The organism is Streptomyces pristinaespiralis, from assembly GCF_001278075.1.
GTDB lineage: Bacteria > Actinomycetota > Actinomycetes > Streptomycetales > Streptomycetaceae > Streptomyces > Streptomyces pristinaespiralis.
On record NZ_CP011340.1, the window covers coordinates 7,169,598 to 7,186,497 of the forward strand.

The window sequence follows — 16,900 nt, forward strand, 5'->3', positions numbered from 1 at the left end:
CCCTTCTGTTTTCTGTCTTCCCGCAGCGCCTAGGCGGCGGTCACCAGCGGGCCGGCGTCCCGTGTGCGGCGCGGGGCGATGATCCGGCCGTCGGGCAGCAGCTCGCCGGTGTCCTCGAAGAGGAGCACGCCGTTGCACAGCAGGCTCCAGCCCTGTTCCGGGTGGTGCGCCACGAGGCGAGCCGCCTCACGGTCGGCGGAGTCGGATGTGGGACAGGCTGGCTGGTGCTGGCACATGGATGGGTTCTTTCGCTGTGATGTGGTGTCTGTCGTGCGGCTCGATGAGGTGTTCATGGCCGCCCCCCCCGTATCTGTCGGTCGGTCCCAGTGTTCACCCACGGACGTCGCTCCGCAGGCATTTCACAGCAGCTCTTCCTACTGATTGATGACGCACCACCCGCTCGGACGGTTCAGTTCAACAGGGCTGTCCTTTCGGGTGGTTCGCAGTGGCCCGGCCGGGCTAGTCACAACGGGCCAGTGCCCTGGGCACCGGTACGCCCCGCGACCGGATGGTCGCGGGGCGTACCGGGTGCCTCCTGTGCGTGCGATGTCCGGGATGCTCTCCTTGTCAGGCGGCGGGCGAGTCCAGCAGCGGGGCCGGCGTCACCCGAAGGGTCATGAGGGGCAGCAGGTCCGCCACCCGGTGCGGCCGGTGGGCGGCTATGCCCGGTGGCGCCGGGGCGAGCGGGACGAGGACGTCGGAAGGCTGCGGGGTGCCGGCCGCGGCGTCGGCCTCGACGTCGCCGTGCAGCCAGAGGGTGAGCATGTAGAGCTCGGGAACGGACAGGAGTCTGGGCTGGAACGGCGTCCCGGTCGACTCGGCCTGGCGCAGGGCGCGTTCGGTCGAGTCGAGGTAGGGGCCCTCGAAGAAGTGGGAGAAGGTCCAGCCGTCCGGCGTGAGCACGGTGTCCGCCGCGGCCACGGTGCGATCACCGCTGCGGATCAGGAAACGCCAGCCGGTGAGCCTGCTGTGCGGGGTGCGGCCGCTCGGCACGATCCGGTCCAGCACATGGACCGGCAGCGGCAGTTCGGCGCTCAGGGGCCCCTGGACGGACCTCAGAGCGGGGGTTCGGGCCTCGCGGACGGCTGTGGGGGAACCGAGTGCCGCGAGAACGCTGCGCAGGGCAGGCGCGGGGGCAGGGGGGACAAGCAGCGGCATGATGGGTCGCCTCTCACTCAGGAGACACGGTGGAGCGTGAAGGTGCGGACGGCACTGTCTGCGTGCGGGGCGGCCAGCGGCCGGAAGACACCGGATACGAACTCACCGCCCTCGCGGAGTTTATACGACCCGTGTTCACGTAATGTTTCCGCTACCCGTCGTGGGTATTTCGGGCAAGGTGTGAACCGGCCTGTTTCACGCGGCATTTCTGCGGTTTTTCGAGGCTGTCACGGCCGCGGCCTGCGGTTTCGGCTCCGGCGCGGTAGGCCGAATCGAGCCTGTGGTTTTCGTCGCCGTCCATGCCTGCAATTGCGGTTCGCCTCATGCCGGTGGAATGTGCCTGCGGGGCGTCTGTGTCCAGCCTACCGGCCGCGGACTCCGCGCGGGGCGTTATGGATCAATGAGGCTGGGCATTATCGTCCGTGACGTGAGCGGTCCTCGCCACGTGGGACCCACTCGAGGAGGGACGCTTCGATGGGGGAGAAGGTCGAGGCAGGCGGGTTCGACCTGTCCGATCGGCAACGGTACCGGGGCAAGCTGCAACAGTGCCTGGCCGCCCTGGGGCGGCTTCTGGCGGAGAAGAGGTTCGACCGGCCCAAGAATCTGATGGGGCTCGAGATAGAGCTGAATCTCGCGGGCGCGGACGGGATGCCCCGGATGATGAATGCCGAAGTTCTCTCCCGTATCGCCAGTCCCGATTTTCAGACCGAGCTCGGCATGTTCAATCTGGAAGTAAACATCGTTCCGCACCGATTGGGCGGCCGTGTGCTCGACCAGCTGGCGGAGGAGTTGCACACCGGGCTGGGATATGCCGATCGCAAGGCGCAGGAGCTCGGTTCCGGGATTGTGATGATCGGCATTCTGCCGACGCTGACACAGCAGGATCTGGTGTCCGCGAACCTCTCCGACGTGGACCGTTACATGCTGCTCAACGATCAGATCGTGGCGGCACGCGGGGAGGACTTCACCCTCGACATCGATGGGGTGGAGCGGCTCACCTGCACGTCCGGGTCGATCGCGCCGGAGGCCGCCTGTACGTCGGTGCAACTGCATCTGCAGGTCACCCCCGGCCGGTTCGCCGACGTGTGGAACGCCGCGCAGGCGGTGGCCGCCGTGCAGGTCGCCGTCGGGGCCAACGCGCCGTTCCTGTTCGGCAAGGAGCTGTGGCGCGAATCGCGGCCGCCGCTCTTCCAGCAGGCCACGGACACCCGCCCGCCGGAGCTCCAGGCGCAAGGGGTGCGGCCGCGGACCTGGTTCGGTGAGCGCTGGGTCGACTCGGCGTACGACCTCTTCGAGGAGAACATCCGGTTCTTCCCGGCGCTGCTGCCCTTCTGCGACGACGAGGACCCGCTGCGGGTGCTCGAGGACGGCGGAGTGCCGCGGCTGCAGGAGCTGGTCCTGCACAACGGCACGATCTACCGCTGGAACCGGCCGGTGTACGCGGTCGTCGACGGGGTCCCCCATCTGCGGGTGGAGAACCGCGTGCTGCCCGCCGGACCGACGGTGACCGATGTGATCGCCAACGCCGCGTTCTACTACGGCCTGGTGCGGGCACTCGCGGAGGACGCCCGTCCGGTGTGGACGCGGCTGCCCTTCGCCGCCGCCGACGAGAACTTCGAGAACGCCTGCCGGCACGGTATCGACGCGGAGCTCCAGTGGCCCCGTCCCGGCCGTGGTGGCGTCACACGGGTCCCGGTCGTCAAGCTCGTCCGGGACGAGTTGCTCCCCCTGGCGGCGGCGGGTCTCGACGCGTGGAACGTGGCGCCCGCCGATCGCGACCTGTATCTCGGAGTGATCGAGGAGCGGTGCCGTCGCCGTACGAACGGAGCCTCCTGGCAGGCGGACACCTATCACCGCGCACGTGAGGCGGGGCTGGAGCGCGAGGCGGCGCTGGCGGCGATGACCCGTCGCTACTGCGAGCTGATGCGTGAGGGGCAGCCGGTGCACACATGGCCGGTCGGCTTCCCGGGGGCCCGCTCCTGACCGACCGGGCGTACCGCCGCCCGGCGGTCCGGCGCGGTCGCAGGCGCGTGCGCGGGACCTGGCTGCGACCGCCGTAGGTTCGTCGGGCAAGCTGTGACGTCCCATGCGGTGGAGCAACTGGAGGCTGTAGTGCAGGCGCAGGCGGGAGACGCGGCCGGGTCCTTTCCGCGGGAGGCGGTGTCGCGCAGGACCCTCCGGTCGGAGACGGTGCTCGTGCTCGCGCTGTCGCTCGGCGCCAGCGGTGTGTCCGCGCTGATCAGCTTCATCGGATCGCTGACGAAGCCCGGCGGGCTGAAGGACCAGGCCGCGACCCTCAACGGTTCCTTCGCGCCGGGGCGGCCATGGCTCGATCTGGCCTGGCAGCTCTTCGGGATCGCGACGGCGCTGGTGCCCGTCGCGCTCGTCGCGCATCTGCTGATGCGCGAGCGGGCGGGGCTCTCCTCGATCGGTTTCGACCGGAGCCGGCCCTGGTCCGACATCGGCCGCGGCGCGCTCGTCGCGGCCGGTATCGGCAGCGCCGGGCTGGCCTTCTACCTGCTGGCGAGGGCCACCGGTTTCAACCTCACCGTCGTGCCGGAGGCGCTGCCCGAGGTCTGGTGGAAGTATCCGGTGCTGATCCTCTCCGCGATCCAGAACTCCGTGGTGGAGGAGGTGATCGTCGTCGGGTACCTGCTGCGCAGACTCGGTCAGCTCGGCTGGTCACCGATGGCGGCACTGGTCGCGAGCTCGGTGCTGCGCGGCTCGTACCACCTCTACCAGGGCATCGGCGGGTTCATCGGCAACATGGTGATGGGCGTCGTCTTCGTCCTGCTGTACCGCAGGTGGGGCCGGGTGGGGCCGCTGGTCGCGGCGCACGCGCTGCTCGACATCGTCGCCTTCGTCGGATACGGGCTGCTGTCCGGGAGGGTGGACTGGCTTCCCACGCCCTGACCGGCGGCCCGGCAGCGCGACGGAGGGGGTGCACGGCGACTGCCGTGCACCCCCTCCGTCGTGGAGCGCTCAGGGAGCGGTGAGCAGTTCGCCGTCGATCACGGTCACCGCGCGTCCGGTCAGCAGGGTGCGGTCGCCGCGCAGTGCGGTACGGACCAGGCCGGAGCGGGCGGAGGCCTGGAGGCCGGTCAGCTCGTCGCGGCCGAGGCGCGCGGACCAGAAGGGCGCGAGCGCCGTGTGGGCGCTGCCGGTGACCGGGTCCTCGTCGATGCCGACCCGGGGGAAGAAGCCGCGGGAGACGAAGTCGTAGCCGGCGGACGCGTCCGCCGCGGCGGCGGTGGCGATGATGCCGCGCTCGGAATGCGCCACCAGGGCGGCGAAATCCGGGGTCAGCGCGCGCACGGACCGCTCGTCGGCCAGTTCGACCAGCAGGTCACCGATGTGGGGCCCGGTGTCATGGGCGGAGAGCACCTTCGCGCCGAGGGCCTCGGCGACCCCGTCGGGGGCCGCCACCTCCCGCAGCGGGGCGGTCGGGAAGTCCATGGTGACGGTGCCGTCCTCGTGCGCGGTGGTCCGCAGGATTCCGCAGCGCGCGGTGAAGCGCACGGTGCCCGTGGCCGCTCCCGTGGTGTGCAGCACGTGGGCGGTGGCCAGTGTGGCGTGGCCGCACATGTCGACCTCGGTGGCCGGGGTGAACCAGCGCAGTGCCCAGTCGGCGTCGCTGCCGGCGGGCAGCGGGTGGGCGAACGCGGTCTCCGAGAGGTTCAGCTCCGCGGCGACGTGCTGGAGCCAGGTGTCGGGCGGGAACCCGGCGGAGTCCAGCAGCAGCACTCCGGCGGGATTGCCCCCGAAGGGACGGTCGGTGAAGGCGTCGACGATTCGAATCCGCATGGGCCGACCGTAGAGCTCCGGTGAACGGGCAGGCCAAGGCCAATTCGGGGTCGGCGGCCCGGAAGGGTCTTGTCGTACGACAGGTTCCGATATATCGTTGACGCATCGCGACTGATCAACGATGGAAGGAGCGTAGCGATGCGTTCACACGGAAACGGGCCGGAGGGCGGCCGCGGACACTGCGGGCCCGGCCATCACGGTTGGGGTGAGTACGAGGGCCGCCGCGCGGCGTTCGGGCCCTGGGGGCCGCCGTTCGGCGGGCCCTTCGGCGGCGGGCGCGGGCGAGGTGGCGGCCGGGGCAGGGCGCGGCGCGGCGACGTGCGCGCCTCGATCCTGGCCCTGCTGAAGAACCGCCCGATGCACGGCTACGAGATGATCCAGGAGATCGACGAGCGCAGCGGCGGGGCGTGGAAGCCCAGCCCCGGGTCCGTCTATCCGACCCTCCAGATGCTGGAGGACGAGGGTCTGATCGTGAGCCAGAGCGACGGCGGCAAGAAGCTGTTCACGCTGACCGACACCGGGCGGGCCGAGGCCGAATCGGGGCCGGAGGCTCCTTGGGAGGAGGCCGGCCGCGGTGTCGACTGGGACACGGTCAACGAGATCCGGCAGGCCGGCTTCGGTCTGATGGAGGCGTTCGGCCAGGTCTGGAAGTCGGGCAACGCCGAGCAGCGGCAGAAGGCCGTCGCCGTGATCAACGAGGCCCGTAAGAAGCTCTACCTGATCCTGGCCGACGAGCACTGAGCCAGGTGTGAAGGGCCCCGCGGCGACGCGGGGCCCTTCTGCTGTCCCTGCGGCCGGCGCGGTCCGGTGAGGCCTGGGAGGGCGCCGGGTCCGTCCGGTCGGGGAGTCGGGCTCCGGTCCGCCCGGCTCGCAGCGGCGGGCTGCCCGGTCCGTGCCGCTCGCGGGGGTCGGGTGACCATCACCGGCTCGGCAGGGACGGGCCGCGGGTCAGGTGACCAGTCCGCCCAGTTTGCGGAGCGACTCGTTGAGGGCGGCGGTCGCCGAGTCCTTCAGCTTGCCCGCCATGAGCGACACGGCCGCACCCGTGAACTCCCCGTCGATGCGCACGTCGGTCGCGCCGCCGGCCGGGGTGAGCGAGTAGCGGGTGCCCACGGTGACGGACATCGGGCCCTTGCCCCTGATGGCGAGCACCCGCTCGGTCTCCAGCTCCTCCACGGTCCAGGTCACCTCGGCGGGGAAGCCCATCAGCTTCATGTTCTCCGCGAAGGTGGCGCCTTCCTCCAGTGGTTCGGGGCCGCCCGCCGGGTAGCTGGTGTGGGTGGCGTTCCAGCTGCCGTGCGAGGCGAAGTCGGTGAGCTGGGCCCAGACCTTCGCGGCCGGTGCCTGGATGCGTGCCTCCGCACTGACTTCGGCCATGCGACCACCCCTTCGTGTCGGGTTCCGGTGCGCGGACCGTAGCCCTGAGGGCGGGAACATTCAATACTGACGCACCGTCAGAAATGCCTGGGCGGCCGTTCGTCACCGCCGGGGTCGCAGGGGGTGGGTCAGGGGAAGGCCGGCGCCTTCTCATCCGTAAGGAGGAGGAATCGCCCGGGTGTGCCCAACTCCGGTGGGATGCGTAAATGCTCCCCCGCGTGGACGCCGGGGCCGCGGATGCCTGATGAGGTGGAAGGCGTGCGAAGTCCTGCCCCCTGGCTGCCCCGGCAGCACCCTGCCGCCCCCGTCCGTGCCGACCTCGAGGCCGCGCTCACCGTGGAGTTGGCCTCGGTGGCCGCCGGTGCGCGCAGGCGGATGCTGCGTGACGGCGACAGGCAGATCGACACCGCCCATCTCCTCCACTCGCTGATGGAACAGGACCCCGAGGTCCGGGCGGTGTTCGGGTCGCCCACGCAAGTGGCGCGGGTGCTCGGCTACCTCGTCCAGCGCAGCATCGGCTACGGGCTCGCCTGGCAGGGCTCCGTCGAGGACTCGGGCGCACTGCCGGTGACACGGGACGGCGGTGCGACGCGGCGGCTGCCGTCGTCGGACCCCGTGGCGCCCGACAGGTCCCGGGCGCCCGGCCGGCCGGACGGTGTCGCGCTGCCCGAGCTGCCGGGCTGGTCGCCGTCGGCCGTGGCCGCCTTGGCGGGCGCGCTGGCCGGGGCGAGGCTCCGCGGGGACGCGAGGGCGGAGGGGATCGACGTACTGGCCCGCATCGCCGCCGACCGGGACTGCCGGGCCGCCGAAGTGCTGCGCAGGGCCGGGGTCGACGTGTCGCTGCTGGCGGCGCGGATCGCGGAGCGGGTGTCGGCGGGGCCCGCCGCGTAGTGGCGCCCGGGGAGGGCCCGGAAGCGTCTCGACATGTGTCACAGGGGTGACGGTGCTGACGGCTGCTGCCATGATGTGCCGATGCAAGCGTCTCAGGGAAGGAGCGCCGGCCTGGGACTCGCCCTGGGCTCGGCCTTCGCGTTCGGTGGATCGGGTGTCGCGGCCAAGCCGCTGATCGAGGCGGGGCTCGACCCCCTCCATGTCGTGTGGCTACGGGTCGCGGGCGCCGCGCTCGTGATGCTGCCCCTGGCCTGGCGGCACCGTGGCCTGCTGAGGCGACGGCCCGCGCTGCTGGCCGGCTTCGGACTGCTGGCCGTGGCGGGCGTGCAGGCCTGCTACTTCGCGGCGATCTCCCGCATCCCTGTCGGCGTCGCGCTGCTCATCGAGTACCTGGCGCCCGCGCTCGTGCTCGGCTGGGTCCGCTTCGTCCAGCGCAGGCCGGTGACCAGGGCCGCCGCTGCGGGCGTCGTCCTGGCGGTCGCCGGTCTCGCGTGTGTCGTCGAGGTGTGGGCGGGGCTCCGGTTCGACGTGCTCGGCCTGCTGCTCGCCCTCGGCGCCGCCTGTTGCCAGGTGGGTTACTTCGTCCTCTCCGACCAGGGTGGCGACAGCGACGACGCCCCCGACCCGTTGGGCGTGATCGCGTACGGGCTGCTCATCGGCGCGGTGGTGCTGACGGTCGTGGCCCGGCCGTGGGGCATGGACTGGTCGCTGCTCGCCGGCACCGCCGGTATGGGGGGAACGGAGGTCCCGGCCGCGATGCTGCTGGCGTGGATCGTGCTGGTCGCCACCGTGCTCGCGTACGTCACCGGTGTCGTGTCGGTGCGCAGGCTCTCTCCCCAGGTGGCCGGTGTCGTCGCGTGCCTGGAGGCGGTCATCGCGACCGTGCTGGCCTGGGTGCTGCTGCGTGAGCACCTTTCCGCGCCGCAGATCTTCGGTGGCGCGGTCGTGCTGTTCGGGGCGTTCATCGCACAGTCCCAGGCGCCCCGGCCGCCGTCCGGGCCGGTGGCGGCGGGCGGGCCGGAGGCCCTGCCCGCGGCGGCCGGCGACGGGACCGCCCCGGGGGAGTTGTCCGCCGGTCACCGTGCGCCGTAGGGTGGCGATCATGCATTCGACCGTACTTCCGCCGCCCGCCGCCTAGCGCGGGCGGACGTTCTCAAGAAGATCCGGCTCGGGGTGTTCTCCCCGAGCGGTCGGTGCTGCCCGCGTGACTGAGCCGAGCGATCAGCCGTCCCGTTCTTCATACGGAGAAGTCACGTGTCGAATTCCTCTTCAACTCCTGCTGTCGGCGTGCCCGCCATCATGTCCGTGGGCCGTGGTCTGACCTGCCTCGTCTTCGCCGGGTTCGCCTGGGGCACCGCCGGCGCCGCCGCCTCGCTCGTCTTCGAGGTGAGCGATCTGGGGCCGCTCGCCCTGTCGTTCTGGCGGTGCGCCGGCGGGCTCCTGCTGCTGCTTCCCGTCCTCGCGGTGCGCGCCCGGCGTCGCCGGGGGACCGTCGCGCCCGCCGAACCGCGGCGGCGGAGGGTGCTGCGCATTGTCGCCACGGGAGTCGGCCTGACCGTCTTCCAGAGCGCCTATTTCGCGGCCGTCGAGGTGACCGGCCTCGCCGTGGGCACCGCCGTGACGCTGGGCGCCGGTCCTGTGCTCATCGCCGTCGGGGCACGGCTCACCATGGGTGAACGGCTGGGACGCGGCGGGATCCTGGCCGTCGCGGGAGCGCTGGCGGGGCTCGGCGTCCTGGTCCTCGGCGGCGAGGGTGCTCAGGTGCGGCCGGCGGGCATCGCGCTCGCCGTGCTGTCGGCCGCCGGATACGCGGCGATCACGCTGCTGACGCGGTGGCTCGGCCGGGACGGCGGCGGCGGTGACTCGCTGTCCACGACGGCGTGGGCGTTCGCGATCGGATCCGTGGGACTGCTGCCGATGGCGATCGGCGAAGGGCTGCTGCCTCACACGGCGGAGGTCGCCAGGGTCCTCGGCCTGCTGGTCTACGTCGCGGCCGTGCCGACGGCGCTCGCCTACGCCCTGTACTTCGCGGGCGCGGCCGTGGTCAGGTCGGCGACCGTCTCGGTGATCATGCTGCTGGAGCCGGTGAGCGCGGCGGTCATCGCGGTGACCCTGCTCGGCGAGCGCCTGACGCCGGCCACGGTGGCGGGGACGCTGCTGCTGCTCACGGCGGTTGCCGGTCTCGCGGCTGCGGAGGCGCGGGGTGCTGTGGTCCGGCGGAGGGTGCCGGCCCCGGCGTGAGGCGCCCCCGGGGCGCGAGAAGCGGCCCTGCCGACCCCTGTGCGGCAGGGCCGCCGCCCGGTGCGCCGACGCGGTGAGCTCGTCAGAGGTAGGCGGGGAGCGGCGTGGACGGGGAAAGGTCCGGCGACGGGTCCGGCAGGCCGCGGGTGGTGGTGACGGGGACGACGCCCGCCCAGTAGGGGAGGTCCAGGTCGGCCGGGTCGTCGTTCGGGCCGCCCGTGCGGGTCTTCGCCGACACCTCGGCCAGATCGAGGCGGAGCACCGCCGTCGCCGCCAGTTCCTTGGTGTTCGCCGGGCGGGAGTCCGTGGACCGGCCGGGGACGGCGTGCTCCACGAGCGCGTCGAGCGCGGTGCGCTTCTCCGACGGGTCGGTGACCTGCCGGGCGGTGCCGTGGACCACCACGGACCGGTAGTTGAGCGAGTGGTGGAAGGCCGAGCGCGCAAGGACGAGGCCGTCGACGTGCGTCACCGTCAGGCACACCGGCAGCCCGGGGTCCGCCTCGCCGGCCATCCGCAGAGGACGCGACCCGGTCGACCCGTGGACGTACAGCCGCTCGCCGACGCGGGCGTACAGCGTCGGCAGGACGACCGGGGCCCCGTCGCGGACGAAACCGAGGTGGCAGACGTACGCCGTGTCGAGTATCGAGTGCACCAGCTCGCGGTCGTACGATGCCCGCTCCCGGGATCGGGTGGGAATCGTCCGGTCGGTCGGCTCGTACGGGGCTTCCGCGGTCTCCGGCATTGCCGTCTCCATTGCACTAGTGCATAATGTGTTTTGTGCTAGGAGAGTATCGGATCGTTGGGCGGCGTGCATCCGAGATTGCCGTGAGCATCGAGCGGGCAGTGGGCTCCGGAGAGCTCGAACCGGGCCGAGTGCTGCCCCCGATGAGGGAGTTGGCCACCGAGCTGGGGGTGAACCCGAACACCGTCGCGGCCGCCTACCGCACCCTGCGCGAGCGCGGGGTGATCGAGACCGCCGGCCGCCGGGGCAGCCGGGTGCGCCCCCGCCCGGCCAGTACCGCGCGCGGATCGATCCGGGTCGACGCACCTCCCGGCGTGCGCGACCTCGGCGAGGGCAACCCGGACCTGGCGCTCCTGCCGCCGCTGCACGAGGCGCTCGCCGCCGCGGCCCGCCGGTACGCGCAGGAACCCGGCCTGTACGGAAGAGCGCCGCTGGACCCCGAGTTCGCGCGCCTCGCCCGCGCGGCGATGGACGCCGACGGGGTCCCCGCCGGGCCGCTGGCCGCCACGTCCGGATCGCTGGACGCCATCGAACGGGTCCTCGCCGCGCATCTGCGGCCCGGCGACGCCGTCGCCGTGGAGGACCCGGGCTGGGGGAGCCTGCTCGATCTCGTCACCGCGCTCGGCCTGAGGCCCCTGCCCGTCGCACTCGACGACGACGGGCCGCTGCCCGGGGAGGTGGAGCGGGCGCTCGGCGCGGGGGCCCGCGCGATCGTCGTCACCGACCGGGCCCAGAACCCGACCGGCGCGGTGCTGAGCCGCCGGCGCGCGGACGAACTGCGTGCTGTCCTCGCACGGTTCCCGCGCACCCTGCTCATCGAGGACGACCACGGACACGCCATCGTGGACCAGTCGCTCCACCCCCTCGCCGGGCCGACCGACAACTGGGTGTTCGTGCGTTCCGCGGCCAAGGCCTACGGGCCCGACCTGCGGGTCGCCGTCCTCACCGGGGACAGTGTCACCATCGACCGCGTACAGGGGCGGCTCGGTCTCGGGCCCGGCTGGGTGAGCCGGCTGCTCCAGCACACCGTCGCGCACCTGTGGGCCTCGGGCGCCATCGACCCCGGCGTCGTCGCCCGGTCCTACGGCGAACGGCGCGACGCCCTGATCGGCGCGCTGGCCGGGCGGGGTGTCGAGGCGCGCGGCCGCAGCGGTATGAACGTATGGGTGCCCGTCCAGGACGAGACCGGAGCGGTGGCGCGGCTGCTGCACGCCGGGTGGGCGGTGGCCCCAGGGGCGCGTTTCCGGATGTCCTCGCCCCCCGGGGTGCGCCTTACCGTCTCCGGCCTGACGGCCGCCGACATCGAGCCGCTCGCCGACGCGGTGGCCTCCGCGGTCGGCCCGATGCCCGCCCGCAGCTACGGCTGATCCCGTCCGCGGCCCGCCCGAAGTCCGGTCCGTACCGACCGGGAGCAGGTCCGCCGTCCAGGGGGCGCCGTAGAGTCACGCGGCGCCCCCACCGGACCTGGGATTCAGGTCCGCTTCGGCCGGCTCTGCGTCAGCGCCGCGCCCACCAGGACGATCAGCGCGCCCACCGGGGTGTTCCAGGCCAGGTGCTCGTCGAGCAGCGCCACACCCGCCGCCGTGGCGATGACCGGGATGAAGTACGTGACCATCTGCGCCGTCGTCGGTCCGACCTCCGCCACCAGCCCGTACTGGATGAGCAGGGCCAGTCCCGTGCCGAGGACGCCGAGCGCGATCACAGCGAGCAGCGGGACGAGCGGGAAGGAGTCCGGCACGGTGGTGAAAAGCGGTGTCACGACGGCGAGTTGTACGGTCGCCAGGCCCAACTGGGCACCTGTCAGCGAGAGGTGCGAGTGGCTGGAGCCGGCCAGGGTGCGGCGTACGTAGATCCAGCCGATCGGATAGCTGAGCGAGGCGAGCAGTGCCATGGCCGTGCCGGAGAAGTCGAGGCCCGAGAAGCCCTGCCACGCGCCGAGAACGGTGAGGACGCCGAGGAACCCGATGCCGAGACCCGCGACGCGGCGCCGGGTCGGCCGGTCCTCGGAGAGCGCGACGAGGGAGAGCGCCATGCCCCACAGCGGTGAGGTGGCGTTGCAGATGCCGGCGAGCGTCGAGGGGATCGTGAGCTCGGAGTAGGCGAAGAGCGAGAACGGCAGCGCGTTGAGCAGGAAGGCCGCGACCGTCAGGTGGCCCCAGGTGCGCAGGCCGCTCGGCAGCCGGTCACGGCGGACGGCCATGGCGACGGCGAGCACCGCCGTGCCGAAGAAGAGGCGCCCGAAGGTGACCTGGAAGGGCGCGTACGCTCCCGTGCCCACCTTGATGAGAAGGAAGCTGAAGCCCCACACCGCGGAGAGCACCGCGAAACGGATGCGCCAGTCGACGGTCCGCCGGGGCGGGCGGACGGCGGTGGCGGTCGCGGCGGTGGCGGACCCGGGCGGGGCCGGGGGGAGGGTACGGGCGCGGGCCTCGTCGGCCTCGGTCGTTGCGCTGCTCATGACCCCAACGATCGCGGGTCACACCTCTTAGGACAAGCGAGAATTTCTCGACTGCTTCGCTTAGCATTGCTTACATGTTGAACCTGGAGCGACTGCGCACCCTGGACGCGCTGGCCCGGCACGGCTCCGTCAGCGCCGCCGCCGACGGGCTGCACGTCACCACCTCGGCCGTCTCCCAGCAGATGGCGAAGCTGGAGCGGGAGGTCGGGCAGCAGCTGCTGGCGAAGAACGGGCGCGGCGTACGCCTCACCGACGCCGGCCGGCTCCTCGCCGACCATGCCGCGCGCATCCTCTCCCAGGTCGAGCTCGCCCAGTCCGACATCGAGGCGCGGCGCGGCCAGGCGGTCGGCGAGGTCAGGATCGGGGCCTTCCCCACCGCGGCCCGCGGCCTGTTCCCGGCCGCGATCTCGACCCTGCGCCGCGACCACCCGGAGCTGCGGGTGCTGTCCACGGAGCTGGAGCCGGAGACCGGTGTCAGGGCGGTCATCCGCGGGGACCTCGACCTCGCGGTGGTGCTCGACTGGAGCAACAAGCGGCTGCCCGTCCCGGGTGGCCTCGCGCAAGCGCAACTGCTCGACGACGTGCCGGATGTCGCGATGCCCGCCGGTCACCCCCTGGCGGACCGTGCGGAGGTCGACCTCGAGGACTTCGCCGACGACGAGTGGGTGTCCTGGCCGGAGGGCGAGTTCTGCCACGAGTGGCTGATGTTCACCCTGCGCTCCAAGGGCTTCGAACCGCGGATCGGGCACAGGGCCGGCGAACACCACACCCAGCTCGCCCTGATCGCCGCGGGGCTGGGGGTCTGCGTGGCTCCCCGGCTCGGCCGGGGGCCGGTTCCCGAGGGCGTCGCGCTCGTCCCCGTACGGCAGCGGATGCGCCGCCACGTCTACGCGGTGTGGCGTACCGACGCCGACCGCAGGCCCTCCATCAGGGCGGCGGTGGAGGCGCTGCGCGCCGCCGCCGGGCCGGTCGCGGAGTCAGAGGGCTGACAGCTTGCGGAAGTCCCAGGACGCGACCGCGTCCGGGGTGAGCCGCAGCCAGGCGTGCCGGCCGTCGTGGGGCATCGCGTCGAGCCCGAAGTTCTTCCGGGCGAACAGGGCTTCCGGCACGGCCAGTTCGGGGCAGGGCTCACCGGTTCGCGGGGCCTCGCCCACGAACACGGCCGTGCCGGACAGCTCCACGCCCCGCAGGTCCCCGTACTCCTCGCCGGCGTCGACGACCACGGCGACCCGCGGATCACGGCGAAGCTCCGCCCAGCGCCTGCTGCGGGTGAGGGAGTAGAGCCACAGCGACGTGCCGTCCCAGGCGAACCACAGCGCGCTGACGTGCGGACGTCCGTCGGGCGACACCGTGGCCACCCGGCAGGTCCGCTGCTCCGTCAGGAAGGCGTCCAGCTCGGCGGGGGACATCATGATGCGACGGCCCCGTCGCTGAATGGCGGTCATGGCACGGCCTCCCGGAAACGGCTGACACGACGGGTCGAGCTGACGGCTCGTCAGAAAGCTTGCCCGGTCAGCATGGAGGCTCTTCCTCCTGTGCGCAACGGGGGGTACCGTCGCGCCTCCCCGTGCCGAGGGGCCGGGACACCGAGGAGGAGCCGCGTGCCATCCTTCCATCAGCTTCTGGAGCAGGTCGAGGCGTCCACGACGGCGCTCCTCACCGTCGAATGTCAGCAGGGCGTCGTCGGAAAGGACAGCGCGCTGCCGGAACTCGCCGCCGCGGCGAGCTCCTCCGGCGCCCTCCGCAACGTCGCCCGGCTGGTCGCCGCCGCGCACGACGCCGGGGTGCAGGTGCTGCACGCGGTGGCCGAGCAGCGTCCCGACGGCCGGGGGTCCAACCGGAACGCACGGCTGTTCAGGGCCGCCGCTCGGCTGCCCGTCCAGCAGCACACCGGCTCCGCCGCGGTGCGGATCGCCCCGCCGATCGACGTGGCGCCCGAGGACATCGTCGTGCGAAGACTGCACGGCTTGTCGCCGCTGGCCGGCACGGACGTCGACCCGATCCTGCGCAACCTCGGCTGCCGCACCCTCGTCGTCACCGGGGTGTCGGCGAACGTGGCGGTGCCCAACGCCGTCTTCGACGCGGTCAACCTGGGTTACACCGCGGTCGTCGTGGCGGACGCCATCGCGGGAGTGCCCGCCGAGTACACCCCCGCGATGATCCGCAACACCCTGTCGCTCGTGGCGACGATCGCCACCACCGACGAGGTGGCGTCCTGCTGGAAAGGGCCGCCCCGCGTCAGGCGAGCTTGATCGAGTCGCCCTCCACCGTGATCGTGGCGGGCGGCAGCGGCTTCGTCGCGGGTCCCGCCTTGACGCTGCCGTCCGTGGCGTCGAACCGGCTGTTGTGGCAGGGGCAGTTGATGGTGCCGTCGGAGACGCCCGACACCGCGCAGCCCTGATGCGTGCACTTGGAGGAGAAGGCCTTGAACTCGCCCGCCACCGGCTGGGTGATCACCACGTCCCCGACGATCTTGCCGCCGCCCTCCGGGATGTCGGTGGTCTTGGCGATCACTGTGCCGCCGCCGGCGGCGGCGCCACCCTCACCGGCCGGCTTGTCCGACACGGACTGCGCCGAGTCGTCCGAGCCGCCGCACGCCGTCAGGGCGACGGAGAGACCGGCCCCGCCCACGGCGGCGACGACGGTACGGCGCGCCACGGTCCGGGCGGTCCCCTGCGTTCCGGTCATGCTGGCTCCCTCGTCTCTTCCGGCCCCGGTACCGGCCGGTTCGTGATGTTGTACGCGTCGGCGGGCCGCGACGTTCACGGAATCGGGAAATTCTCTGGGGGCCGGTCACGCAGCCACAGCGCTCACGGTCGACTTCGATGCTCACGTTCGAGATCGACCCTCACGGCCTGGATGAACGCTCACGGCGGAGATCAGTGCTCACGGCCGGGATCGACCCTCACGGCCGAGATCAGTGCTCACGGCCTAGACCAGCGCTCACGAGGAGGGCGGCCGGGCCCCTGGGCCGGGCAGCCGCAGAACCGCGTCGTGGTCCCGGCCGGGCCACGACGCGGTGCCGGTCTGCGGTCTGCGGCGGTCTGCGACCGGTGCGTCCCTGCTCAGGTGCCGCCGGGGAAGTGCTGGGCGGCCGGCCTCAGATGCCGGCCGGGGGAGCCGGCGCCGGGGAGCGGCCCGGCAGCCAGGCGGGCCTTCTGCGTGGCACCGGGCCGGGGTCGGCGCCCCGGGGTCCGGCCGCCGTGAGCAGGTGGTGGCTCACGGCCGTACGTATGCCGTCCGCCGTCGTCTGAGGGACGCGGTCGGAGACGGCGATGCGGGCGAACGGCGACGCCTCCGGGCGAAGGTCGACACGCGCAACGGGCCCCCGCCGGGGGCGGATCGCGACAAAGTCCCGCACGTCCGCCTGCTCGCGCACGCCGAGTTGCAGCAGGTCACCGATCCATACGCCACGGGAAGGCTCACCGCGCAGGGCGCGCCGCCAGTCGCGTTCCACCGTCACCTTCTCCACCGCCGCGAGCGGCACCCGGACGTCGGAGTGCCGTGCGGTGATCTTCTCCCACCAGGTCAGTTCGACGATCAGCTCCTCGCCCCGGACTGCAAGGCGGGCCATGGCGCTGCACCTCCTTCGAGACGTTCTCGCTCAGGGGCCTCTCGGTCCGGGGCGGCCGGCCCTCGGTCTGCCTCGGCCCTCGGTCTGCCTCGGTCGTCGGCCGGCCTCGGTCCGCGTCGGCCGGCGTCGGTCAGCGGGGAACGCGGGGCTCGCTGCTTTCCTCCGCCGGTGGCCCCAGAGGCTCGGGCTGGACGTGGGCGGCCGACCCGAGGAGCCGTGCCCCGTGCCGCTCCGAGCGGTGCCCTGAGGCGTCGGTGATCTTCAATCGGGGCGTGTGGGTCGCTCCCGGGGGCATGGGGACCGGCCGCCGCGCCAGGATGCGGCCCACCCATCGGCGGCCGCAGATCGGACACGGCGGCGCGCCGGCCGGCGTGTACGGGGAGGGCACCGGGGTGCCGTCGCGGGAGAAGTACTCCCACTGTCCGCCCTGTTCGTCGCGGTACTGCTGGACGTCGTAGTCGGCGCTCCACTCGTGCCAACACCTGCCGCAGGTGAACTCCACGCGCTCGACTGCCATCTCGGTGATCACGTCGTCCACCTCCATCCCGTCGGATGCGGCCTGCAGCTTCCATTCTAGGTATCTCCGCAGCGACAGCCTTGACAATACCCGACTCAAGTTTTATGTACATATTTGATGAGGATCATCCCGGTTCCA

20 protein-coding genes are annotated in these 16,900 nt (G+C 72.3%); 9 read left to right on the forward strand and 11 right to left on the reverse strand.

Annotated elements, in window-relative coordinates; all coding sequences use genetic code 11:
- Window positions 1-29: 29 nt before the first annotated feature.
- The 3 genes from SPRI_RS30740 to SPRI_RS38595 form a co-directional block, all read right to left on the reverse strand.
- On the reverse strand, window positions 30-236 hold the full coding sequence (locus tag SPRI_RS30740; protein WP_005320151.1) for a DUF5999 family protein: 207 nt from the start codon (window positions 234-236) through the stop codon (window positions 30-32).
- A 331-nt stretch (window positions 237-567) separates the two neighbouring features.
- Complete coding sequence (locus SPRI_RS30745) at window positions 568-1,158, reverse strand: hypothetical protein (RefSeq protein WP_005320152.1); 591 nt, start codon at window positions 1,156-1,158, stop codon at window positions 568-570.
- 151 nt (window positions 1,159-1,309) lie between these two features.
- Window positions 1,310-1,459: a hypothetical protein gene (locus SPRI_RS38595; protein WP_158685208.1), complete on the reverse strand. Its 150-nt coding sequence runs from the start codon at window positions 1,457-1,459 to the stop codon at window positions 1,310-1,312.
- A 173-nt stretch (window positions 1,460-1,632) separates the two neighbouring features.
- On the opposite strand from SPRI_RS38595, the gene SPRI_RS30750 reads away from it, so the two are divergent.
- Both SPRI_RS30750 and SPRI_RS30755 read left to right on the forward strand, forming a co-directional pair.
- Window positions 1,633-3,141: a hypothetical protein gene (locus SPRI_RS30750; protein WP_005320155.1), complete on the forward strand. Its 1,509-nt coding sequence runs from the start codon at window positions 1,633-1,635 to the stop codon at window positions 3,139-3,141.
- A 129-nt stretch (window positions 3,142-3,270) separates the two neighbouring features.
- Window positions 3,271-4,071, forward strand: a complete 801-nt coding sequence (locus SPRI_RS30755; protein ID WP_005320157.1) for a CPBP family intramembrane glutamic endopeptidase — start codon at window positions 3,271-3,273, stop codon at window positions 4,069-4,071.
- A 69-nt stretch (window positions 4,072-4,140) separates the two neighbouring features.
- Here the strand turns inward: SPRI_RS30755 and SPRI_RS30760 are convergent, their stop codons facing one another.
- A complete protein-coding gene (locus tag SPRI_RS30760; RefSeq protein ID WP_005320159.1) occupies window positions 4,141-4,962 on the reverse strand; it encodes a PhzF family phenazine biosynthesis protein in 822 nt (273 codons plus the stop codon).
- A 138-nt stretch (window positions 4,963-5,100) separates the two neighbouring features.
- Between SPRI_RS30760 and SPRI_RS30765 the strand changes: the two genes are divergently transcribed.
- Window positions 5,101-5,703, forward strand: coding sequence for a PadR family transcriptional regulator (locus SPRI_RS30765; protein ID WP_037775295.1), 603 nt, complete (start codon window positions 5,101-5,103; stop codon window positions 5,701-5,703).
- A 207-nt stretch (window positions 5,704-5,910) separates the two neighbouring features.
- On the opposite strand, the gene SPRI_RS30770 is transcribed toward SPRI_RS30765, so the two are convergent.
- On the reverse strand, window positions 5,911-6,339 hold the full coding sequence (locus tag SPRI_RS30770; RefSeq protein ID WP_037775298.1) for a type II toxin-antitoxin system Rv0910 family toxin: 429 nt from the start codon (window positions 6,337-6,339) through the stop codon (window positions 5,911-5,913).
- Window positions 6,340-6,597: 258 nt separating this feature from the next.
- On the opposite strand from SPRI_RS30770, the gene SPRI_RS30775 reads away from it, so the two are divergent.
- The 3 genes from SPRI_RS30775 to SPRI_RS30785 all read left to right on the forward strand — a co-directional run bounded on the left by SPRI_RS30775 (window position 6,598) and on the right by SPRI_RS30785 (window position 9,471).
- Window positions 6,598-7,230, forward strand: coding sequence for a Clp protease N-terminal domain-containing protein (locus SPRI_RS30775; RefSeq protein ID WP_037775299.1), 633 nt, complete (start codon window positions 6,598-6,600; stop codon window positions 7,228-7,230).
- 81 nt (window positions 7,231-7,311) lie between these two features.
- Window positions 7,312-8,322 (forward strand): EamA family transporter, encoded by a 1,011-nt coding sequence (locus tag SPRI_RS30780; protein WP_005320170.1) that lies wholly within the window; start codon window positions 7,312-7,314, stop codon window positions 8,320-8,322.
- Window positions 8,323-8,529: 207 nt separating this feature from the next.
- Window positions 8,530-9,471 carry a DMT family transporter gene (locus tag SPRI_RS30785; protein WP_053557816.1) on the forward strand — a complete coding sequence of 314 codons (942 nt, stop codon included), beginning with the start codon at window positions 8,530-8,532 and terminating at the stop codon, window positions 9,469-9,471.
- 82 nt (window positions 9,472-9,553) lie between these two features.
- Here the strand turns inward: SPRI_RS30785 and SPRI_RS30790 are convergent, their stop codons facing one another.
- On the reverse strand, window positions 9,554-10,225 hold the full coding sequence (locus SPRI_RS30790; RefSeq protein ID WP_005320173.1) for a pyridoxamine 5'-phosphate oxidase family protein: 672 nt from the start codon (window positions 10,223-10,225) through the stop codon (window positions 9,554-9,556).
- Window positions 10,226-10,248: 23 nt separating this feature from the next.
- Here SPRI_RS30790 and SPRI_RS30795 point away from each other — a divergent pair, with 23 nt between their 5' ends.
- Window positions 10,249-11,580, forward strand: a complete 1,332-nt coding sequence (locus SPRI_RS30795) for an aminotransferase class I/II-fold pyridoxal phosphate-dependent enzyme (protein ID WP_005320175.1) — start codon at window positions 10,249-10,251, stop codon at window positions 11,578-11,580.
- A gap of 104 nt (window positions 11,581-11,684) precedes the next feature.
- Here the strand turns inward: SPRI_RS30795 and SPRI_RS30800 are convergent, their stop codons facing one another.
- Window positions 11,685-12,671, reverse strand: coding sequence for a DMT family transporter (locus SPRI_RS30800; protein WP_005320177.1), 987 nt, complete (start codon window positions 12,669-12,671; stop codon window positions 11,685-11,687).
- A gap of 74 nt (window positions 12,672-12,745) precedes the next feature.
- Here SPRI_RS30800 and SPRI_RS30805 point away from each other — a divergent pair, with 74 nt between their 5' ends.
- Complete coding sequence (locus SPRI_RS30805; protein WP_005320179.1) at window positions 12,746-13,660, forward strand: LysR family transcriptional regulator; 915 nt, start codon at window positions 12,746-12,748, stop codon at window positions 13,658-13,660.
- Here SPRI_RS30805 and SPRI_RS30810 read toward each other — a convergent pair.
- Entirely contained in the window at window positions 13,649-14,116 is a 468-nt protein-coding gene (locus tag SPRI_RS30810; protein WP_005320181.1) for a pyridoxamine 5'-phosphate oxidase family protein, read from the reverse strand. The genes SPRI_RS30805 and SPRI_RS30810 overlap by 12 nt on opposite strands.
- Before the next feature lie 156 nt (window positions 14,117-14,272).
- On the opposite strand from SPRI_RS30810, the gene SPRI_RS30815 reads away from it, so the two are divergent.
- Window positions 14,273-14,923, forward strand: coding sequence for a cysteine hydrolase family protein (locus tag SPRI_RS30815; RefSeq protein ID WP_037775303.1), 651 nt, complete (start codon window positions 14,273-14,275; stop codon window positions 14,921-14,923).
- On the opposite strand, the gene SPRI_RS30820 is transcribed toward SPRI_RS30815, so the two are convergent.
- The 3 genes from SPRI_RS30820 to SPRI_RS30830 all read right to left on the reverse strand — a co-directional run bounded on the left by SPRI_RS30820 (window position 14,910) and on the right by SPRI_RS30830 (window position 16,774).
- Window positions 14,910-15,359 carry a Rieske (2Fe-2S) protein gene (locus SPRI_RS30820; RefSeq protein WP_005320185.1) on the reverse strand — a complete coding sequence of 150 codons (450 nt, stop codon included), beginning with the start codon at window positions 15,357-15,359 and terminating at the stop codon, window positions 14,910-14,912. The genes SPRI_RS30815 and SPRI_RS30820 overlap by 14 nt on opposite strands.
- 412 nt (window positions 15,360-15,771) lie before the next feature.
- Window positions 15,772-16,245, reverse strand: coding sequence for a hypothetical protein (locus SPRI_RS30825; RefSeq protein ID WP_053557536.1), 474 nt, complete (start codon window positions 16,243-16,245; stop codon window positions 15,772-15,774).
- A 130-nt stretch (window positions 16,246-16,375) separates the two neighbouring features.
- A complete protein-coding gene (locus SPRI_RS30830) occupies window positions 16,376-16,774 on the reverse strand; it encodes a hypothetical protein (protein ID WP_106428570.1) in 399 nt (132 codons plus the stop codon).
- Window positions 16,775-16,900 lie beyond the last annotated feature (126 nt).